The sequence below is a fragment of the Sebaldella sp. S0638 genome, from assembly GCF_024158605.1.
Classification (GTDB): Bacteria; Fusobacteriota; Fusobacteriia; order Fusobacteriales; family Leptotrichiaceae; genus Sebaldella.
Genome location: NZ_JAMZGM010000004.1, coordinates 58,839 through 76,950, shown reverse-complemented (window position 1 = coordinate 76,950; position 18,112 = coordinate 58,839). Strand labels below are relative to the sequence as shown.

Annotated in this window: 14 protein-coding genes and 1 riboswitch; of the genes, 3 read left to right on the top strand and 11 right to left on the bottom strand. The window is 33.4% G+C overall.

Going from position 1 to position 18,112, the window contains the following annotated elements; genetic code table 11:
- Positions 1 to 8 precede the first annotated feature (8 nt).
- Together ebgA and NK213_RS02450 are read left to right on the top strand one after the other, a co-directional pair.
- A complete protein-coding gene (ebgA, locus tag NK213_RS02455; protein ID WP_253346362.1) occupies positions 9 to 3,080 on the top strand; it encodes a beta-galactosidase subunit alpha in 3,072 nt (1,023 codons plus the stop codon).
- A gap of 85 nt (positions 3,081 to 3,165) precedes the next feature.
- Positions 3,166 to 4,170, top strand: a complete 1,005-nt coding sequence (locus NK213_RS02450; protein ID WP_253346361.1) for a LacI family DNA-binding transcriptional regulator — start codon at positions 3,166 to 3,168, stop codon at positions 4,168 to 4,170.
- An 82-nt stretch (positions 4,171 to 4,252) separates the two neighbouring features.
- On the opposite strand, the gene NK213_RS02445 is transcribed toward NK213_RS02450, so the two are convergent.
- A complete protein-coding gene (locus tag NK213_RS02445) occupies positions 4,253 to 5,395 on the bottom strand; it encodes a cysteine desulfurase family protein (protein WP_253346360.1) in 1,143 nt (380 codons plus the stop codon).
- Positions 5,392 to 6,186 (bottom strand): hypothetical protein, encoded by a 795-nt coding sequence (locus tag NK213_RS02440; RefSeq protein ID WP_253346359.1) that lies wholly within the window; start codon positions 6,184 to 6,186, stop codon positions 5,392 to 5,394. Before NK213_RS02440 ends, NK213_RS02445 begins: the two co-directional genes overlap by 4 nt.
- A gap of 124 nt (positions 6,187 to 6,310) precedes the next feature.
- Between NK213_RS02440 and NK213_RS02435 the strand changes: the two genes are divergently transcribed.
- Positions 6,311 to 6,919 carry a 5-formyltetrahydrofolate cyclo-ligase gene (locus NK213_RS02435; RefSeq protein WP_253346358.1) on the top strand — a complete coding sequence of 203 codons (609 nt, stop codon included), beginning with the start codon at positions 6,311 to 6,313 and terminating at the stop codon, positions 6,917 to 6,919.
- On the opposite strand, the gene NK213_RS02430 is transcribed toward NK213_RS02435, so the two are convergent.
- The 9 genes from NK213_RS02430 to NK213_RS02390 all read right to left on the bottom strand — a co-directional run bounded on the left by NK213_RS02430 (position 6,900) and on the right by NK213_RS02390 (position 18,088).
- Positions 6,900 to 7,310 (bottom strand): ACT domain-containing protein, encoded by a 411-nt coding sequence (locus NK213_RS02430; RefSeq protein ID WP_253346357.1) that lies wholly within the window; start codon positions 7,308 to 7,310, stop codon positions 6,900 to 6,902. The genes NK213_RS02435 and NK213_RS02430 overlap by 20 nt on opposite strands.
- A 19-nt stretch (positions 7,311 to 7,329) precedes the next feature.
- Positions 7,330 to 7,809: a GNAT family N-acetyltransferase gene (locus NK213_RS02425; protein WP_253346356.1), complete on the bottom strand. Its 480-nt coding sequence runs from the start codon at positions 7,807 to 7,809 to the stop codon at positions 7,330 to 7,332.
- Between the two features lie 191 nt (positions 7,810 to 8,000).
- A complete protein-coding gene (locus NK213_RS02420; RefSeq protein WP_253346355.1) occupies positions 8,001 to 8,468 on the bottom strand; it encodes a hypothetical protein in 468 nt (155 codons plus the stop codon).
- A gap of 157 nt (positions 8,469 to 8,625) precedes the next feature.
- Positions 8,626 to 10,032, bottom strand: a complete 1,407-nt coding sequence (locus tag NK213_RS02415; RefSeq protein WP_253346354.1) for a DUF1254 domain-containing protein — start codon at positions 10,030 to 10,032, stop codon at positions 8,626 to 8,628.
- A 321-nt stretch (positions 10,033 to 10,353) separates the two neighbouring features.
- Entirely contained in the window at positions 10,354 to 12,990 is a 2,637-nt protein-coding gene (gene mgtA, locus NK213_RS02410) for a magnesium-translocating P-type ATPase (RefSeq protein WP_253346353.1), read from the bottom strand.
- Positions 12,991 to 13,243: 253 nt separating this feature from the next.
- Positions 13,244 to 13,410: riboswitch (M-box (ykoK) riboswitch) on the bottom strand.
- Between the two features lie 109 nt (positions 13,411 to 13,519).
- A complete protein-coding gene (locus NK213_RS02405; protein ID WP_253346352.1) occupies positions 13,520 to 13,840 on the bottom strand; it encodes a helix-turn-helix domain-containing protein in 321 nt (106 codons plus the stop codon).
- A 259-nt stretch (positions 13,841 to 14,099) separates the two neighbouring features.
- Positions 14,100 to 15,002: an OmpG family monomeric porin gene (locus NK213_RS02400; RefSeq protein ID WP_253346351.1), complete on the bottom strand. Its 903-nt coding sequence runs from the start codon at positions 15,000 to 15,002 to the stop codon at positions 14,100 to 14,102.
- A 376-nt stretch (positions 15,003 to 15,378) separates the two neighbouring features.
- The gene (locus NK213_RS02395; protein ID WP_253346350.1) at positions 15,379 to 16,278 is read right to left on the bottom strand and encodes an OmpG family monomeric porin; all 900 of its coding nucleotides are present in this window, start codon (positions 16,276 to 16,278) and stop codon (positions 15,379 to 15,381) included.
- A 400-nt stretch (positions 16,279 to 16,678) separates the two neighbouring features.
- On the bottom strand, positions 16,679 to 18,088 hold the full coding sequence (locus NK213_RS02390) for a tagaturonate reductase (protein ID WP_253346349.1): 1,410 nt from the start codon (positions 18,086 to 18,088) through the stop codon (positions 16,679 to 16,681).
- Positions 18,089 to 18,112: the final 24 nt, after the last annotated feature.

Below are 18,112 nucleotides of genomic sequence, written 5' to 3'. Positions count from 1 at the left end.
ACAAAACAATGAAAATATGGGAAAACATAAATATTAATAATATAAACAGACTAAAGCAAAGAGCTGAATTCAAGCTTTATGAAGATATCAGCTCCGCCCTTGATAACAGAAAAATGCAAAATTCCAAAAGCCTGAACGGAGTATGGAAATTTCTCTTTTTGGATGCACCGGAATATTCTCCCGAAGGTTTTTTTGATAAAAGCTTTGACACATCGGAATGGGATAATATCACAGTACCGGGAAACTGGCAGATGCAGGGATACGGAAAAATGCACTATTCGGATTTATGGTACAATTTTCCTATTAATCCTCCTTATGTACCTTCGTTGAATCCTACAGGTATATATAAAAGGACATTCTCTATTCCCAATTCATGGAAAAACAAAAGAATTATACTAAAATTCCATGGTGTGGATTCTGCATTTCATGTTTACCTGAACGGCGAAGAGCTGGGTTACAGCAAAGGTGCCAGATATGAAGCAGAATTTGACATTACCGATTACATTCAGAACAGTGAAAATGAACTTACTGTCAGGGTCTATCAGTGGTCAGACGGTACTTATCTTGAAGATCAGGATATGTGGTGGCTGAGCGGAATTTTCAGAGATGTGGAAATATATTCCGAGCCTTCTGACAGTATTGATGATATCTGTATTACCACAGATTTTGATGAAGATTATACTGATTCCTTACTGAATGTTTCTGTAGATTTCAGAGGGAATGTTCAGGGCTGTAGTGTAAAATATCTCTTAGTTGACTGTAAAAATAATGAAATACTTGATATTGAGAAGAATATTGAGGGCAATTATAATAGTATAAGTGAAAAAATAGTGAACCCTGAAAAATGGTCTGCGGAAGCTCCGAATCTTTACACCCTTGTTATTTCATTAAAAAAAGGGGAGCAAATTCTCGCAGTTACCAGACAAAATGTAGGATTTAGAAAAATCGAGATAAAAGGCAATACTTTTACTGTTAATAATGTAGCTATAAAGCTCAAGGGCGTTAACAGACATGACTATAATCCCGTTAACGGACGTGTGGTTTCAAAGGAAGAAATGGTAAAAGATGTTATATTAATGAAACAGAATAATATAAATGCAGTCAGAACAGCTCACTACCCTAATTCTTCATATTTTTACGATTTATGTGACGAATATGGTCTTTATGTAATAGATGAGGCTGATCTTGAATGTCACGGTTTTGAACTTACGGAAAAATACGACTGGATCAGTAATGACCCTGCATGGGAAAGCTCTTATATTAACAGGCTCGAAAGAATGATAGCAAGAGATAAAAATTATCCTTCAATCATTATGTGGTCTTTGGGAAATGAGTCAGCTTTCGGGGATAACTTCAGAGCTATGGCTGAATATGCCAAAAAAACTGATCCTACAAGGCTTGTCCATTATGAAGGTGACTTTGAAGCAGAGGTTACCGATGTTTTTTCCACTATGTACACATGGCTTGAAAAGAACACTCAAACACCTTCAGTAAAAAAAGTTTTTATGAAAGATATAGCGCTGACATCTAAAAAACCTCATATTCTATGTGAATATGCCCATGCTATGGGTAACGGACCGGGAAATTTCAAGGAATATCAGGATCTTTTTTATGAATATGATCACTTACAGGGCGGTTTTGTGTGGGAATGGTTTGATCACGGTATTCAGGCAGCTGATGAAAACGGAAATCCTTATTATAAATATGGAGGAGACTTCGGGGATAATCCTAATAACAGTAATTTCTGTATCGACGGATTGTTAATGCCTGATAGAACACCTTCTCCAAGCCTTTCTGAATACAAAAAAGTGATTGAGCCTGTAAAGACTGATGCTGTAGATTTAAACAACGGAATTTTAAGGCTTACAAGCCGTTATGACTTTATCAATCTGAATATTCTTACTATGTTTTACAGCATACATAAAGATAACGAAGTAATAAAAAGCGGCAGGCTGGAACTTGATATAAATGCCAGAGATGTAAAAGATGTTTGCATAGAGGCTCTGAAAGATATGAAATATAAAAATACACATGACTATTTTCTGAACATTTCATACAGAGTAAACAAACGTACTAACTGGACTGATGAAGGTCATGAACTAGCAACTGCACAATTTCAGCTCAGCGAAAAAACAAAATTCTATGATAAAAAAATCAATACTTTGCTTTCAGTAGCGGAAACACAATCCGAATTAAGTATTTACGGTCTTGATTTCAAATGTGCCTTTGATAAAATCACAGGAAGACTGATTTTCGCTGAAAAAGACGGACTCAAAATTCTGGAAAACGGGCCGGAATTGAATTTCTGGCGTGCTCCTATTGATAACGACATGTATCTTCTGGACGACTATTATAAAAAATATTTTATGAACCTTATGACAGAAAATACAGAAAGTTTTCAGTATAAAGTTATGGATAACTATATCGAAATATCTGTAAAAACAGTGAATGGTACGCCTAATGCTGCATGGTACTATAAAAGTACATATACTTATAAAGTTTTCTCTGACGGCACAATATTATTCGATATCGAGGGGATTCCTTCCGGCATTGTCAGTCTGGCTCCTGAGATGATTCCTCGTATAGGGGTCAAGCTCAGATTAAATAAAGCTTGTGACAATGTGCGATGGTATGGAAAAGGACCTGGAGAATCTTATCCTGATTCCAAAGAATCACAACTATTCGGGTTTTATGAAAATAATGTAGACGGACTTTTTACAAACTATGTAAAACCACAGGAAAACGGCAGCAGAAGCAGATGCAGCTGGACAAGACTCATTAATGACAGAGGAATGGGCATTATGGTAGTTTCCGAGGAAAAATTCGACTTTAGTGCGAGACTTTTTGAGGATATTGATCTTGAAACTGCAAAACATACACCTGATCTTAAAAAAAGAGACTATATTACACTAAACATTGATTATAAACAAAATGGTCTCGGATCTAATTCATGCGGGCAGTCACAACTGGAGGAATACAAATGCAGATTTGAAAAATTCAGATTGTCTGTAAAATTATCATTATATAATAATAAAGAAATAAATGATCTGGATTTAGCAGGAGAAAAAATTATTTTTTAGCTTCAATTACCTGAAAATCTTGACAAAATATACCTATTATAATACTATTAAGTATAAATAATATCTGGTGAAAAAGGAGAAAAATATGGCTACCATAAAAGATATTGCTGAAAAAGCTCATGTCTCTATAGCTACAGTATCCAGAGTGTTGAATTATGACAACACCCTAAAAGTTACTGATAAAACGAGAAAGAAAATATTTGAAATTGCTGAAAAGCTGGAATACCTGAAAGAAAAAAAGCCCAAAACTAAAAAGAACAGCTACAGAGTGAGTATTATCAAAGGCTATTCCGAGCAGGAAGAACTGGATGATATTTATTATCTTTCTACGAGACTTGCTATAGAAAAATCTTTAAAACAAAATAATGTAAAATATGAAATTTTAGAAAAAGAAGCAATATCAGACAGCCTGAAAGATCTTGACGGAATTATACTTACAGGACTTTTTTCCCAGAATGAAATAGATACTGTAAAAAAAATGAATCAGAATATTATTTTCAGTGATATTTACATTGAGGATGAAAATATAGACTGTGTAATATTTGATATCAGAAAATCAGTAAGAAAGGTCTTAGATTATCTTTTAGACTTAGGACATAAAAAAATAGGTTTTATAGGCGGTTCTGATGTTATAAACGGCGAACGCACCATAGATTTCAGACAGTTTCATTATATTGAATATATGAAGGAAAAAGGACTTTATAATGAAAATTTTGTAAAGATAGGGGCCTTCACATCTGACTGCGGTTATAGATATATGAACGAAATTTTAGATGAAACAAACCATCCCAGCGCCTTTTTTCTGGCGAATGATTCTATAGCGATCGGAGCATATAAAGCTGTGGAAGAACACAGACTCTCAATACCTGATGACATCTCCATAGTAGGGTTTAATGATATCTCCATCGCTCAATATATGAGTCCTCCCCTTACTACAGTAAAAATATATACTGACTTTATGGGAGAAACTACAGTAAATCTACTTATGGAACGAATCCGCGACAGCAGAAAACTCAGTAAAAAAGTGATTCTCCCCACAGAACTTGTAATAAGAAAAAGCTGTATAGAAAAAAAAGCTGTCTCAAAGTAATTTTTGAGGCAGTTTTTCTTTATAAAAATACAGAATTAAAAAAATAAGGAACTTTGGCAATTTGTCCCTTATTATCTATATTTTATTTCATCATTCTTATATTTTCTACAGCTTCTTTCAAAGCCTTTACAGTTTCATCCATCTCTTCCTTGGTATTAAATATAGAAAAACTAAATCTTATACCTCCGGCAACTTCTTCCTGTGTCAGCCCCATACTTTCCAGTATTCTGCTGTTCCCCTTTCTTGATGAACATGCCGAACCTGTGGAAACATATATTTTGCTCATTCCAAGAAAATGTACAAGAACTTCTCCCTGTATTCCCCTGAATGAAACATTCAGTATGTGAGGAACAGAACCTTTCCCAAGGGTATTTACCCTTATATCGCTTATTTCCTTCTGAATTCTGTCCTGAAGGTAGTCTCTTACCTCTCTTATACATTCATTTTCTTCTGAAAAGTTATCATAAGCGATCTGCACAGCTTTGCCAAACCCTGCAATTCCTGATGAATTCAGTGTTTTCTGTACTACTCCCTGTTCCTGATTTGACCCGAAAATAAGAGGTTTTATTTTAACATTACCTGAAAGATAAATTACTCCTGTGCCTTTGGGACCATATATTTTATGACTGCTTACAGTCATTGCATCCAGCCGGCATTTTACCGGATTTATTTTTATATGTCCTAATCCCTGCACAAAATCCGAATGAAAATATGTATTTTTATTTTTCTGCTTTACTATATTTCCTATTTTTTCCAAATCCTGTATTACACCTGTCTCACTGTTTACAGCTATTACAGAAACCAAAACAGTGTCATCACGTACACTGTCCTCCAGTTCTTCCAGCTTCACCATTCCATCTGAATCCACATTAAGATAAGTCACTTCAAAGCCGTTTCTCTCATATTCCTTAAATATCTCATATACAGACGGATGCTCTATTTTGGTGGTAATCAAATGTTTCCCCTGTCTCGGATTGCCGTTTATTATACCCTGAATTATAATGTTATTTCCTTCTGAGCCTCCGGAAGTAAAATAAACATCCTTTACGCTGACATTCAGAGCATCTCCTATTACCTGTCTCGAACTTTTTATCCTTTTGGCTGCCTGCAGCCCGAATTCATGTGCAGCATCAGGATTCGCATATTCATTTAATAAAATATCCTTTACGGTTTCCAATACTTCTTCCCTTATTTTCGTACTCGCTGCATTATCTAAATATATCATTTCTTCTCCTGTTTTAAATTAAAGTCCAACCTTATTTTTTTATTTTCTATAAGATAACCTATTTCCAGAATATCTCTGTCCATTATCTCTATTTCTACATTATCAAATTGTATAAAAGTAATTCTGCCAAAAAAACTCTTTTCATTTTTCTTTTTATAAATAATATCAAAGAAATATTTCCCCTCTGGTATTCTCATACTTTTGATATTTATTCTTTTTCCGTTTATTTTGTACAGATAAAGATTCTCTGCGGTTTTCAAAAAAGCACCTTCTTTTATACGGGCTCTTCTTTCATACCTTCTTACTATTTTTAATTCCTTCGTCAGTACAAATACTGTAATCGAAGCAATTAAAGTAGAAATAGTATAAAATATATATTCAAGTATATTAGGACTATTATCAGCTTTCTCCTCACCCAGCTTCAGATCAAATGCCAGATTATTTCTGACACCCCTTTTTTCTGTGGCGGTAACTATTACTTTTGTTCCCGGAGGATAGTTATAAGGTTCGAAATAATACTCCCCTTTTACTCTGCCTCTTTTATATTCAGCCTTTATTTCGTGTGTTCCCGGTGACAGCACCACTACACTGGGACTTATTATCCCTGTATATCTGTCATCTATTTTGGAAATACTGATATTTTTATCCGGATAGATATAAACCCTCTCTTTAACCGGAATCCCCATTACCTGTCCCTTAAAAGATATCTTAGGTGTTATTTGAATAAATATCAATATCAGATATATAACCATAATAAGTAAAATATAAATAATTTTTTTGAATTTACTCATCAAATCCTCCTGATATATTTTTTATTTACCCTTTAATTATTCTCATTTTTTTGTAATAAGAGTATGTTATTAAAATATTTTATATGCTATAATAATCTATAATATGTAAAGAGGTGATAAAAAAATGGCTAAAACCGAAATAAGAGACTTCAATCTAAATATTAGAAATCGTCTGCATCCCAACTTTGTAAATTATAAATCACAAACCATACTTAATAACTTATTCTGCATTTTAAACAATGATTATTACAAAAACATCTTAATATTTATGGAAATAAAAAACGAAGTTGCTATTTCCAATGTTGTAAAGCAATATAAAAATAAGAACTTCTTTATTCCAAAAACATTTAAAGATGGAACAATGAAAATAAATACTTTGGATACTTCCAAACTTGTTAAAAATAAATTTGGTATTCTTGAATCTTCGGATACTGATTATGCTGATCCGGAAAATTTAGATCTTATAATTGTTCCCGGTGTGGTATTTGACCAGAATCTTAGCAGAATAGGCTATGGCAGAGGATTTTATGATAATTTTCTGTCGTCTATAAATAAGCCTGTATTAAAAGTAGGTATTTGTTATGATTTTCAACTGTACGATAATATTCCCACTAGTAAAAATGATATAAAAATGGATCTTATTGTTACCGAAAAAAGAACGGTAATAAGCGATCATCCTAAATATTCAAAAACTTTTTTGGAATGTTATCTTCCTAGCACAATACCTGAGTAGAAATTTCGGATATATTAATTTGATTCTCTTTCAGCACATGCACGGCATGTGCTATTTTGTTATCTTTCACCAAAACATAATCTGTATTATAAGTAGACACTACAAAAATGCTTATTTCTTCTTTAGCCAGAATATTGCTTATCTTAGCAATTATTCCTATTTCGCCGAAGTCCAGTACTCCTTCTATCTTCAGGCACTTAAATCCTGTTTCCTCATTTATTTTTTCATCTATAAAACCAGAGTATTCCTGATTCAAAAGAACTGATATTTCATCTTCAGTAATACAAAGATTAAAAAATGATTCCCCGAATTTTTCAAAGTTAATTTTGGAAATATCCTTTACTTGTATCACTGAGTAAGTACCCGGAAGTAATTTCATGTTTAATTTCATGTTCTCTCCTTAATTCTTTCTATTTAGAAAGTTTTTTTAATGTGTCGCCGTCTACCCTGTACTTTATCCATTCATCCTGACTGTCAGCTCCCAGACTTTCATAAAAATCTATTGAGGGCTTATTCCAATCCAAAACAGACCACTCCAGTCTTCCAAAGTCATTTTCATTGCATATCTCTGCCAGTTTTTTCAGCAGCTGTTTACCAAGACCCATACCACGATATTTTTCTTTTACGTAAAGATCTTCGAGATATATTCCCGGTTTTCCCAGAAAAGTAGAATAACTGTGAAAATATAAAGCCATACCGGCAGGTTTACCGTCATATTCAGCTATTAATACCTTAGCATATTCAGTCTCAAACAAAGTCTTTTTTAATAAAGATTCATCAGCAGTAACTTCATGAAGTAATTTTTCATATACTGCAAGCTCCTTTATAAACTCCAGAATGGTACCTGTGTCCATTTCCTGTGCTTCTCTTATTTCTATGAGTTCATTCATCTGTAAAAAACCTCCCTGAAAATTTATTTTCCCGCAAAATCAGATCATATCTGCGTATGTTAATAATATAACATTTCTGTATCAATAAAATCAATACTTTATTTGAAAAAAGACCAGTATTTTAATAAAAAATGAGCCTATGTTTTTTTGCATGCCCATTTTTGGAATTACTGTTATAAAAAAAACTGTTTTTATTTTGAATAATCTTTTTTAAAAAACTCCATAAATTTTTTGGCTTCCTCATCCTGCTTCACAGGAATAACAACATTGTCAGGATCCTGATTAATCATTTCAGGAACATTAAACTGAATATATTTTTTCGGCAGTCTTTTGTCACGTATAGTTATTTCTTTTGACAGCCAGCTTATCTTCGCTTTGTCAATCTCGGATTTTTTCAGATATACCGGTGTACCGTATGTCTCCATATCAATGTCTATAGGTAATATCACAATCTCTGCTTCATTTGTATCGAATCCCACTGCATAACTGGAATATGTATAAGTAGTTTTGCGAACGACTATAAAATTTGTCATTCCTACATCTACTCCACAGGCATACACCACTGAAAACCGTCTGTGATCCGGTATCACCTTATTAAATAACTCACAAATCCCGGAGTAATTCTCCAGACATACTTCATCAGAAAATTTTTTCGCCATAAATCCCTCCATTACTTCATTTCGTATAAGATACTATAATCAATTTTACCCTGTTTTTTAACAAAAGCAACATTAATATATTTTTTTATTTTTTAAATAAAACAGAACTGATTCAGAATATTTCCAAATCAGTCCTTAAAATATAGTATCATTAATTTTATTTTTTATTTATCTGTAATTCAGGTTTCTGCCAGCTGCCGTTTATCAGAGTATCCTCAGGCAAGTATGCTCTTAAAACCATATAGAACTCCCCATCAGGTGCTGGAAGCCAGTTTGATTCCAGATTTTTCCCCGGAGAAGTTTTCTGTATATATATGTCTATTCCTCCGTTTTTATCTTTTTTGAAATCCGGTATCATCGCAGAGTTTACCAGATAACGATTTAATGGATTTTCTACCATTGCATAAGAATTTTTCTCGTACATAGTTATAGACCAGAAAGCCTTTACAGGTGGTAACTTATCTTTATCAAAGTGAAGTATATAATTATTTTTCCCTGTATCATAAACTACACCGTCTGAACCTTTCAAATAAAAAATATACATAGCTTCTTCTTCAACATTTCCGAAAAGTCCGCCCATTGCTGCCATTGACTTCATCATATAATTATTCTTAAGTGTTTCTTTCGATCCGAAGAATCCCTTTGAATCAGGACTTGCTTCCAGTTTTGTCTGAATTTCCTTAAGAGCATCCTGTATTCCCTGAGCCATTGCCTTCTGTTGATCCGGTGTCATACCGCTCATATCAAATGCCTTGCCGGGAACAATGCCTATTTTTGCAAATTCTGCTCTCAGCCCTTTTTCATCTGCGTACTCAGGCATGTACTGCAGCATTGTATTAAGATAATTATAAAAATTTTCCGGTTTAAACTCATTTTCTTTGCTGATTGGAGGCCAATTAATAACCGCTGCTTTTTTATCCACAGTTTTCCCAAGATATTCATTTAATGTCTGCACTTTATATCCTGCCTGTATTTTAGCCACATTTGGAAGATCTTTTTCACTTAAAAGCTGTGTTCTGAATAATACATAAATAAAATCAGTATTTACTTTCACTACTCTTTTTATTCCTGCTGGAACCTGTCCGTTCCACTTTGGTCCTGCTATTAGAAACTTCCCTCCGTCATTACCGTCTTTTCTTGTTCCTAAATAATCCACGTCGTATGTATAAGAATCTATAATCTGAGCAGAATAATAACGATTTTTCTCAATTTTCGGTATAGTAATTACTGCAGCATCATCTCTTAAATCAAGCCAAAGATAAGAATAAGGCGTATCTGCATTTATTGTCTGTATTCCGCTGTCTTTAGGCCCTGCTGCTTCTGCTATGCTTTTTATCTGGTTAAAAGGTGCCTTAAACTGTGGATCACTGGTATTTACTGCCTGCTGATACATAATTCTGTAGAATTCCACTGTAGGATATCCATATATTGTTGCTTCTTTAGAAATTTTATAAACTTCATCTTTTGACAAATTAACTTTAGTTGCTGCTATACTCTGGTTCAATCCTGTTACAGTTATCAATAATGTTAACATCAGGATAATTCCCGAATAGACTCTTTTCATTAATTATCTCTCCTATCCTAAAAGGTATATTTTTTATTTTCTATTAAACACATGTACATTATATGCTATTATTCTTCTAAATTCCATTATATTTTCATTTGACTGACAATTTTCCCAGCAGAAGTAAACTATGCAACAACACTAAATTCAAAGTATATAAATATTTTATTGAAAACTCAAACTAAAAAAATTACCCTGAAAATAAATAATCAGGGTAATATGTATGTATAAATATATCTTACCAACATTTTATTAAAAGCAACTGACAACTGCCGTGTCCGCTTTTATCAATTCTTGATAATACAGGATAAAACACTTATCTTACAGCCATGAATTAAACTTTTTTATATACCATTTTTTTACAACCTGTGTAAGGAAACAGTATGATATCAGAATTACTGCAAGCCACAAGAAGTAAAGCGGAGGAAGTGCAGTAAGATCTACCGAACGCCCGAATGAAGTAAAAGGTATTATTATCCCTATTATCATTGCAAGGAGTGTAAATACCAATACAGGAAATGATGCTGAGTCCTGTATAAACGGTATCTTTTTTGTACGTATCATATGCACGATCAGTGTCTGAGACAAAAGTCCCTCTACAAACCATCCTGAATGAAACAAAGCCTGTGCCGCTTCTGTTCCCGCACTGCATTTAAATACAAACCACATAACCAAAAAAGTAACTATATCAAATATTGAACTTATCGGCCCGATAAAAATCATAAATCTGCTTATTCCGGCTGCATCCCATTTTCTTGGCTGTTTCAGATAATCTTCATCCATTTTGTCCCATGGTATTGAAATCTGCGAAACATCATAAATAAGATTCTGTATTAATATATGTATAGGAAGCATTGGCAGAAAAGGCAGAAATATACTTGCTACAAGCACACTGAACATATTACCGAAATTCGAGCTTGCAGTCATTTTTATATATTTTATTATATTCCCGAAAGTTCTTCTTCCTTCTATTACTCCTTCTTCCAAAACCATAAGACTTTTTTCCAGAAGGATAATATCTGCCGACTCTTTGGCAATCTCTACTGCAGTATCCACAGATATTCCCACATCTGCATCTTTAAGTGCCGGTGCGTCATTAATACCGTCTCCCATATATCCCACAGTATGCCCTCTTTTTTGCAGGGATTTTACTACTCTCGATTTTTGAAGCGGAGATAATTTTGCGAATATTGTTGTCTCTTCCACAATATTTTCAAGCTGTGTATCGCTAAGTTCCTCTACTTCCACACCGAGTATTATCTTATCTGCTTCTATTCCCACTTCTTTACAAATCTTTTTTGTTACTATTTCATTGTCACCAGTAAGTACTTTTATGCTGACACCATATTCCTGAAGTGCCTTTATAGCTTTTACGGCACTGTCTTTAGGCGGATCAAGAAAACCTATATACCCCATCAAAAGCATATTTTTTTCATCTTCCACACTAAACAGCCCTTCACTTCTCGGATTAGTCTTCTGAGCGACTCCTATTACCCTCATACCATCCTCATTAAGCTCCATTGCTTTTCTTATCACTTCATCTTTTATATTATCAGTGAGTTCTATAGCTCTTCCGTTATAAACAGTGTGACTGCATATAGTAAGCATTTCTTCGATTGCTCCTTTAGTCACCATCTGTGTCTTTCCGCTTTTATCCTTTATCACTACCGACATTCTTCTTCTTGCGAAATCAAAAGGAATCTCGTCCACCTTTTCATATTTATCCTGTATTTTTGCCAGTCCGATTTCATCACCATATTCAATAACTGCCAAATCCATAAGATTTTTCAAACCTGTCTGATAATAACTATTCAGATAAGCATGTTTCAAGACATTGTCATTTTCATTGCCGTGTACATCAAGATGTTTTTCAAGCACTATTTTATCCTGTGTCAAAGTTCCTGTCTTATCAGTACAAAGTACATCCATTGCACCGAAATTCTGTATTGAATTCAGACTTTTCACCACTGTTTTGTGCTTTGACATAAAAACAGCGCCTTTGGCAAGATTTGTAGTAACTATCATCGGAAGCATCTCAGGTGTAAGTCCTACAGCTATTGAAACAGCGAATAAAAACGCACTCAACCAGTCACCTTTTATTATTCCGTTTATAAAGAATACAAGCGGTATCATTACAAGCATAAATCTTATCAAAAGCCAGCTTACACTGTTTACACCTTTATCAAAACTTGTCTCAGGTCTTTTTTCAGCAAGACTTTTTGCCATAGAACCAAAATATGTTCTGTTTCCTGTATTAACAACTATAGCAATTCCGCTTCCGCTGACTACGTTTGTCCCCATAAAACATATGTTATCCAGTTCAAGAACTGTTTTTTTCCTGTCAGGGTCTTTTATAACATTATATTTTTCAGCCGGTTCTGACTCTCCTGTAAGCATAGACTGACTCAAAAATAAGTCTTTTGAATATATTATTCTCAAATCTCCGGGAATTATATCCCCCGCCGCAAGTCTTACAATATCTCCCGGCACTACATTTACCATGGGAATTTCTTTTCTGTTCCCGTCTTTACGCAATACATCACTTGTATTATGAACAAGTGCTTTCAGCTTTGCAGCTTCTTTGTTCGATCTCATTTCCTGAACAAATCTCAGCATTCCGCTTATTCCTATCATAAGCCCTATTATTATAACTGTTGTCCAGTCTTTTTTCCCCTGTGTTTCCATAAATACATCAGTTATAAACGAAACCACCGCAAGCAGCATTAATACTATTACAAAAGGATTTATAAATGCTTTTGACAGCTGTGTCAGCCATGTTTCCTGCTTATTATGCTTTACTTCGTTTAATCCGAATTCTTCAAGCCTGTCTTCTGCATCTTCCTCGCTGAGACCTCTGCTGCTGCTGTTAAGTCCTTCGTATACCCCGTTCATGTCCATTTCTGCATATCTGAATAAATCTGCAGCAGAAAAAGACTGAACATTTTCTCTTTTTTTCATTGTCCTACCTCCAAAGCTATTTATTTTCATTCTAAATTTTTAAAATATAAAGCCTTGGAGAATTTCATACAATAATATTCCCAAAATTTATTTCATTATAATACGGTGGAAGAAATCCTTCCATTTTTCCGTGTATATATTCATATTATATGTAATTCTCCTGTGCTCTATATTCATACTGGGTTCTTCCGGCATTTCTTCCACCTCCTGAATTTATTTTTAAATAAAAAAACGCCACATAAAGACGGCGAAGTTACTATTACAGTATCGTACGAGTTTTAGCTTCTCAGGGCAATGAAATTGCATTATTCTAGGCCTTGAATCGACCTAGACTGCTCAAACCAAAACGTAAAAATGTCTCCATCTTTCCGCGGCAGCAATCCGTATCCCTTGAGTTAACCTCACCTACCGAATTCAATTGTCAATAACATTATACTCATAAAAAAACATAATTGTCAATTTTTTTTGAACAAATGCTCTATTCTATTGGTTATCTCTCATATTTAAAAAATGAAACGTGATATGCAGTTTATTCTGCTGCTGTTTTTCCGAAACCTCTAAGATCGAGAGCGTACAAATTCTCATTTTCCAGTTCATTCATCAGTATTTCAAAAAACTTAAACTTTTTCACAAAAGCGCTGTTAAAAAAATAAACTTCTTTTCCTTCTACTTCTCTGTCAATGATGACTTCCATATTAACCAGTTCTTTTATATGCTTATGTATTTCAAAACTCGGGATATTCAGTGTTTCATTCAGCTCATCTTCACTTATGGGTCTTTTGTAATTAATCAGATTAAGAATCCTTAACACATCTTCCTGTGAGATACACCTCAATATTTTAGAAATCATACGTTCCTCCCTGTTTTTTCTTTACTATATCATGAATGAGGTGATTTGTATATAGAATAGTTTGTTTTGTTGATTACAAAATTCTGAATATAACAAATGAATGAAACATAAACTGATTACTAAAAAGTCCCTCTTTATATGCATACAGCATTTTTTTTACTATACAGCAAGTTTAATCCATTAAAAAAGCCATCTGAGACCAACATCCCAGACAGCTTTTTATTGAATATATTTAAATAAATCATTCGGCTTTTTTAGCTTAGAATGTATAATCTAACCCTAGTTTAAGATATATCTTATCTCTTCCATTCATATCTTCACCATTTTTTGGATTCTGCATTTGCTCATCCTGATAATATGCCTCTCCATACACGCCTATTCCGTTACTAGCAACATATCCCATTTTTGCACCGTATCTGTTTCTTAATCTATTGTCATTGTCATATCCATATGTAGTTTTTTCAGTCTTATCTACACCTATTCTCACAAATGGAGATACAAATACACCATTATCGAATTTCTTTTCATATGCTAATCTTACTTGCCATTCATCATAGCTGTACGCCTGAACCTGAGCCGGAGACTTTTCATCTTTTTCATACTCATTATAGATACTGAATACCACAGCTTGATTTCCCTCAAACTTATACTTTACTCCAGTTTCTATTTCATGATAATAGTCATTCCAGTTCTTAGTCTCGGCATTTCCTCTGTATGCTTTCGTAGGCTGATATGTAAACATCCAGTTATTGAATAAAGTCCACTGGTCATTAAATTTATAATCCCAGTTTGGTTTGAATCTGTTACCCCATTGCTCATCAGGTGATTCTCTTAATTCTCTTACTCTCAATTCATACTCAGGTCTAAACACAAAGCTTCCAGCTTCAAATTTATATCCGATCATAAATTTATATCTGTCCTCATCACCTGTATGTCCTGGAAGATTAACATTTCTATATTCATAGTTAAACTCAGCCCATAAAGGAATATCCTTCATCGCAGCCTTTAGTTTTATCCCTTTTACATCCAGATCACTTCCAGTATATTCCGCATTATGATCTTCACTTTCGATATAGACACCCGTAGTAATATTTACCTTTTCCAAAGCGTACGCGCTTCCTACCAGGCCTAAAAACAGACCTAGAACTACTAATTTTTTCATCCACAACCTCCAAAAATTTGAATTTATTTATATCATTAAAATATTGTAACTAACTATAAATTCAGGCTGCCTCCCTAGAGCAGTCAACCAATAAAAACATAAATTTCCATACTAATAAAAAGCTATATATTAAATTTATCATCTCCTATAAAAAAAAAATCAATTTATTATTTGTATGTTTAATATATACCTCGTTTTTATAAATTGTAAAGATTGAAACATCTAATTTTATTTTGAATTAATTATTTTTTTATTCTAAAAAAATATCACTTCTATTATTTCATTATAAAAATGATCTTAACAAAAAAAGAAACTGTCTGAATCCAGACAGTTTCCCATATTTATATTGGAAGTAAATCACTCTTTATTATTCGGATTAAAAAGTGTAATCAATACCTAGTTTCAAGAAGAATCTGTTTTTATCAGACTGATCATGACCGTCTACTTCTCTTGGCTCATTCTGATAATAAGTTTCTCCGTATACACCCAGACCGTTGTCGGCAGCATATCCCATTTTAACACCATATCTTCCTTTTCCTTTAGATTTGATGTCATAACCTTCTTTAGCTTCTTCTTTCTGGCTTACAGTTATTCTTGCGAATGGTGATACTAAAATTCCGTTATCGAATTTTTTCTCATAAGCAAGTCTTATCTGCCATTCATCGAATTTTTTAGCTCTTGGATACATATCCGATTTTTCTTCTTTCTTATACTCGTTATAGAACCCGAAAGCTACTGCCTGATCATCAGTAAACTTAAATTTTACTCCTGTTTCTATCTCATGGTAATAGTCATCCCATGTTTTTGTTTCTGAGTATCCTCTGTATGCTTTATTAGGTTCATAAGCAAATAACCATCCATTGAATAATGACCATTGGTCGTTAAACTTATATCCCCAATTCGGCTTAAATCTGTGACCGACATTTTTTTCAGCTGATTCTCTTTTGTCCCCTATTCTTAATTCATACTCAGGTCTGAAACTAAAGTCTCCTGCATTAAATCTAGTCCCAAGCATAAACTTGTATCTGTCTTCGTCACCCTGATGTCCTGAAAGACTGTCAGCATTTCTGTATTCATATGCAAATTCAGTCCATAAAGGAAAATCTTTAAAGTCCAGCTTTGCTCTCACACCATGCACAGTTACATCACTTGAATTGTATTCTGCATTATGGTTTTCAGATTCCATGTAAACCCCTGTTGTTATATTTACCTTTTCCAAAGCGTACGCACTACCCATAAGTCCTAAAAACAGACTTAATACTAGTAATTTTTTCATCACAACCTCCAAAAAATATTTTTTTATATAAATATTTAAAATCCAACATTCCAAAAACAATAAATTTTAAATATTAAAAACTAAAATATTATAATTTTCAAATTTTATTTTTATAAATAATAAAATATAAAAATAATTTAAAAACAATCATTAATATTATAAAAATTAATTACAAAAAATCGATACTTCCATATGTAAAAAACCGATTTTTTACATTTTCTCACAATATTTAACAAAAATTTGTTCCAACCAATAAAATATTAAACTCCAGTTCATTTGATTAATTATTCAATCTATTTTTATGAAAACCTACAAGGTATAAAAATATTGAAATTATAAGATTAATACTTTATACCTCGTTTTTTCCATTTGTAAATAGTTGTTATTGTTTTTTTACTATTTACAATGATTTTTTTATGCCTTCATTATCTATTTTATTAAGATATTCAGATGTCAATTTTAATAAACCATTTATTTTTGTAAGGTCTTCATCCCATAGTTTTTCAAGCTTAAGTACCTTTTCTACCATACTAGTATAATTGTGATTGTCACCCTTCCATAACTCACTGTAAAATTCTAAGATATATGCATCATCTTTAAGTTCAATTTTCTCTCCGCCTCTGACACCTTTATAGAATCTTATCAGTGCCGCCAGTGAAAATACCAGTTTTTCAGGTAATTTATTATACTTTTCATAATATTCCCGCAGCTGAGGAAGAATTCTCGACTTGTATTTACTCATGGAATTCAATGCTATTGACATCAGCATATGTTTTATATAGGGATTTCTAAATCTGTCTATCACAGAATCGGCAAATTCCACAAGGTCTTTTTCTTCCATATCGAGTACAGGGATTATTTCGTCGAATATGGCCTCTTTTACATATTTGCCTATAACAGGGTCCTCTATACTGTCTTTTACTGTATCAAGGCCGTATAAATAAGCTACAGGCACCATCAAAGTATGAGCACCGTTCAGTATCCCTACTTTTCTTAATTTATATGGTTTTATATCATCCACTATTTTTATATTCATAGGGACTTTATCCAGCTTCAATTCTTTTTCAAGCCATTTTGGCCCCTGTATTACAAACAGATAAAAATATTCCCCTGTTGTAATAAAATTATCTTTATATCCCAGTTCTTTTTCCAGTTCGTCCTTTTCGGAAAAAGGATAACCTGTTACTATTCTGTCAACCAGTGTAGAACACCATGTATTTGCTTCTGTGAGCCATTCCTTAAATCCGCTGTCCAATCCCCAGATATCTGCATACTTCATCACAGTTTCTTTAAGAATTTCACCATTATAGTCTATCAGTTCACACGGTAATATTATAAATCCGCTGTCTTTACTTCCGCTGAAAAACTTATATCTTTCATGCAGAAGTCTTGTAAGTTTTCCCGGAAACGTACTCTGCGGTCTGTCATCATATTTATCATTTTCGTCAAATACAATCCCGGCTTCGGTAGTATTTGATATAATCCATCTTATTTCAGGATTTTCAGCAAGTTTCAGATATTTATCAAACTCCTTATAAACAGGAATTTCTCTGTTTACTGACTGAACAAGCCTGTAATCCTTCACTGCCTCTCCGTTTTCATTTATTCCGCGTATAACAGCAGTATACAGACCGTCCTGTGTATCAAGCAGCGGAACACTGTCATAATCAATAGGTCTTATAATTGTAACACCTGAATTAAAATCAGTTTTTTCATTTAATATGTCTATCTGCCAATCAACAAAACATCTTAAAAAATTTCCTTCTCCAAACTGAATTATTTTTTCGGGATATCTTCTGGTTCTTTCCAAAAAAACTCTCTCCTCTCCAATTTC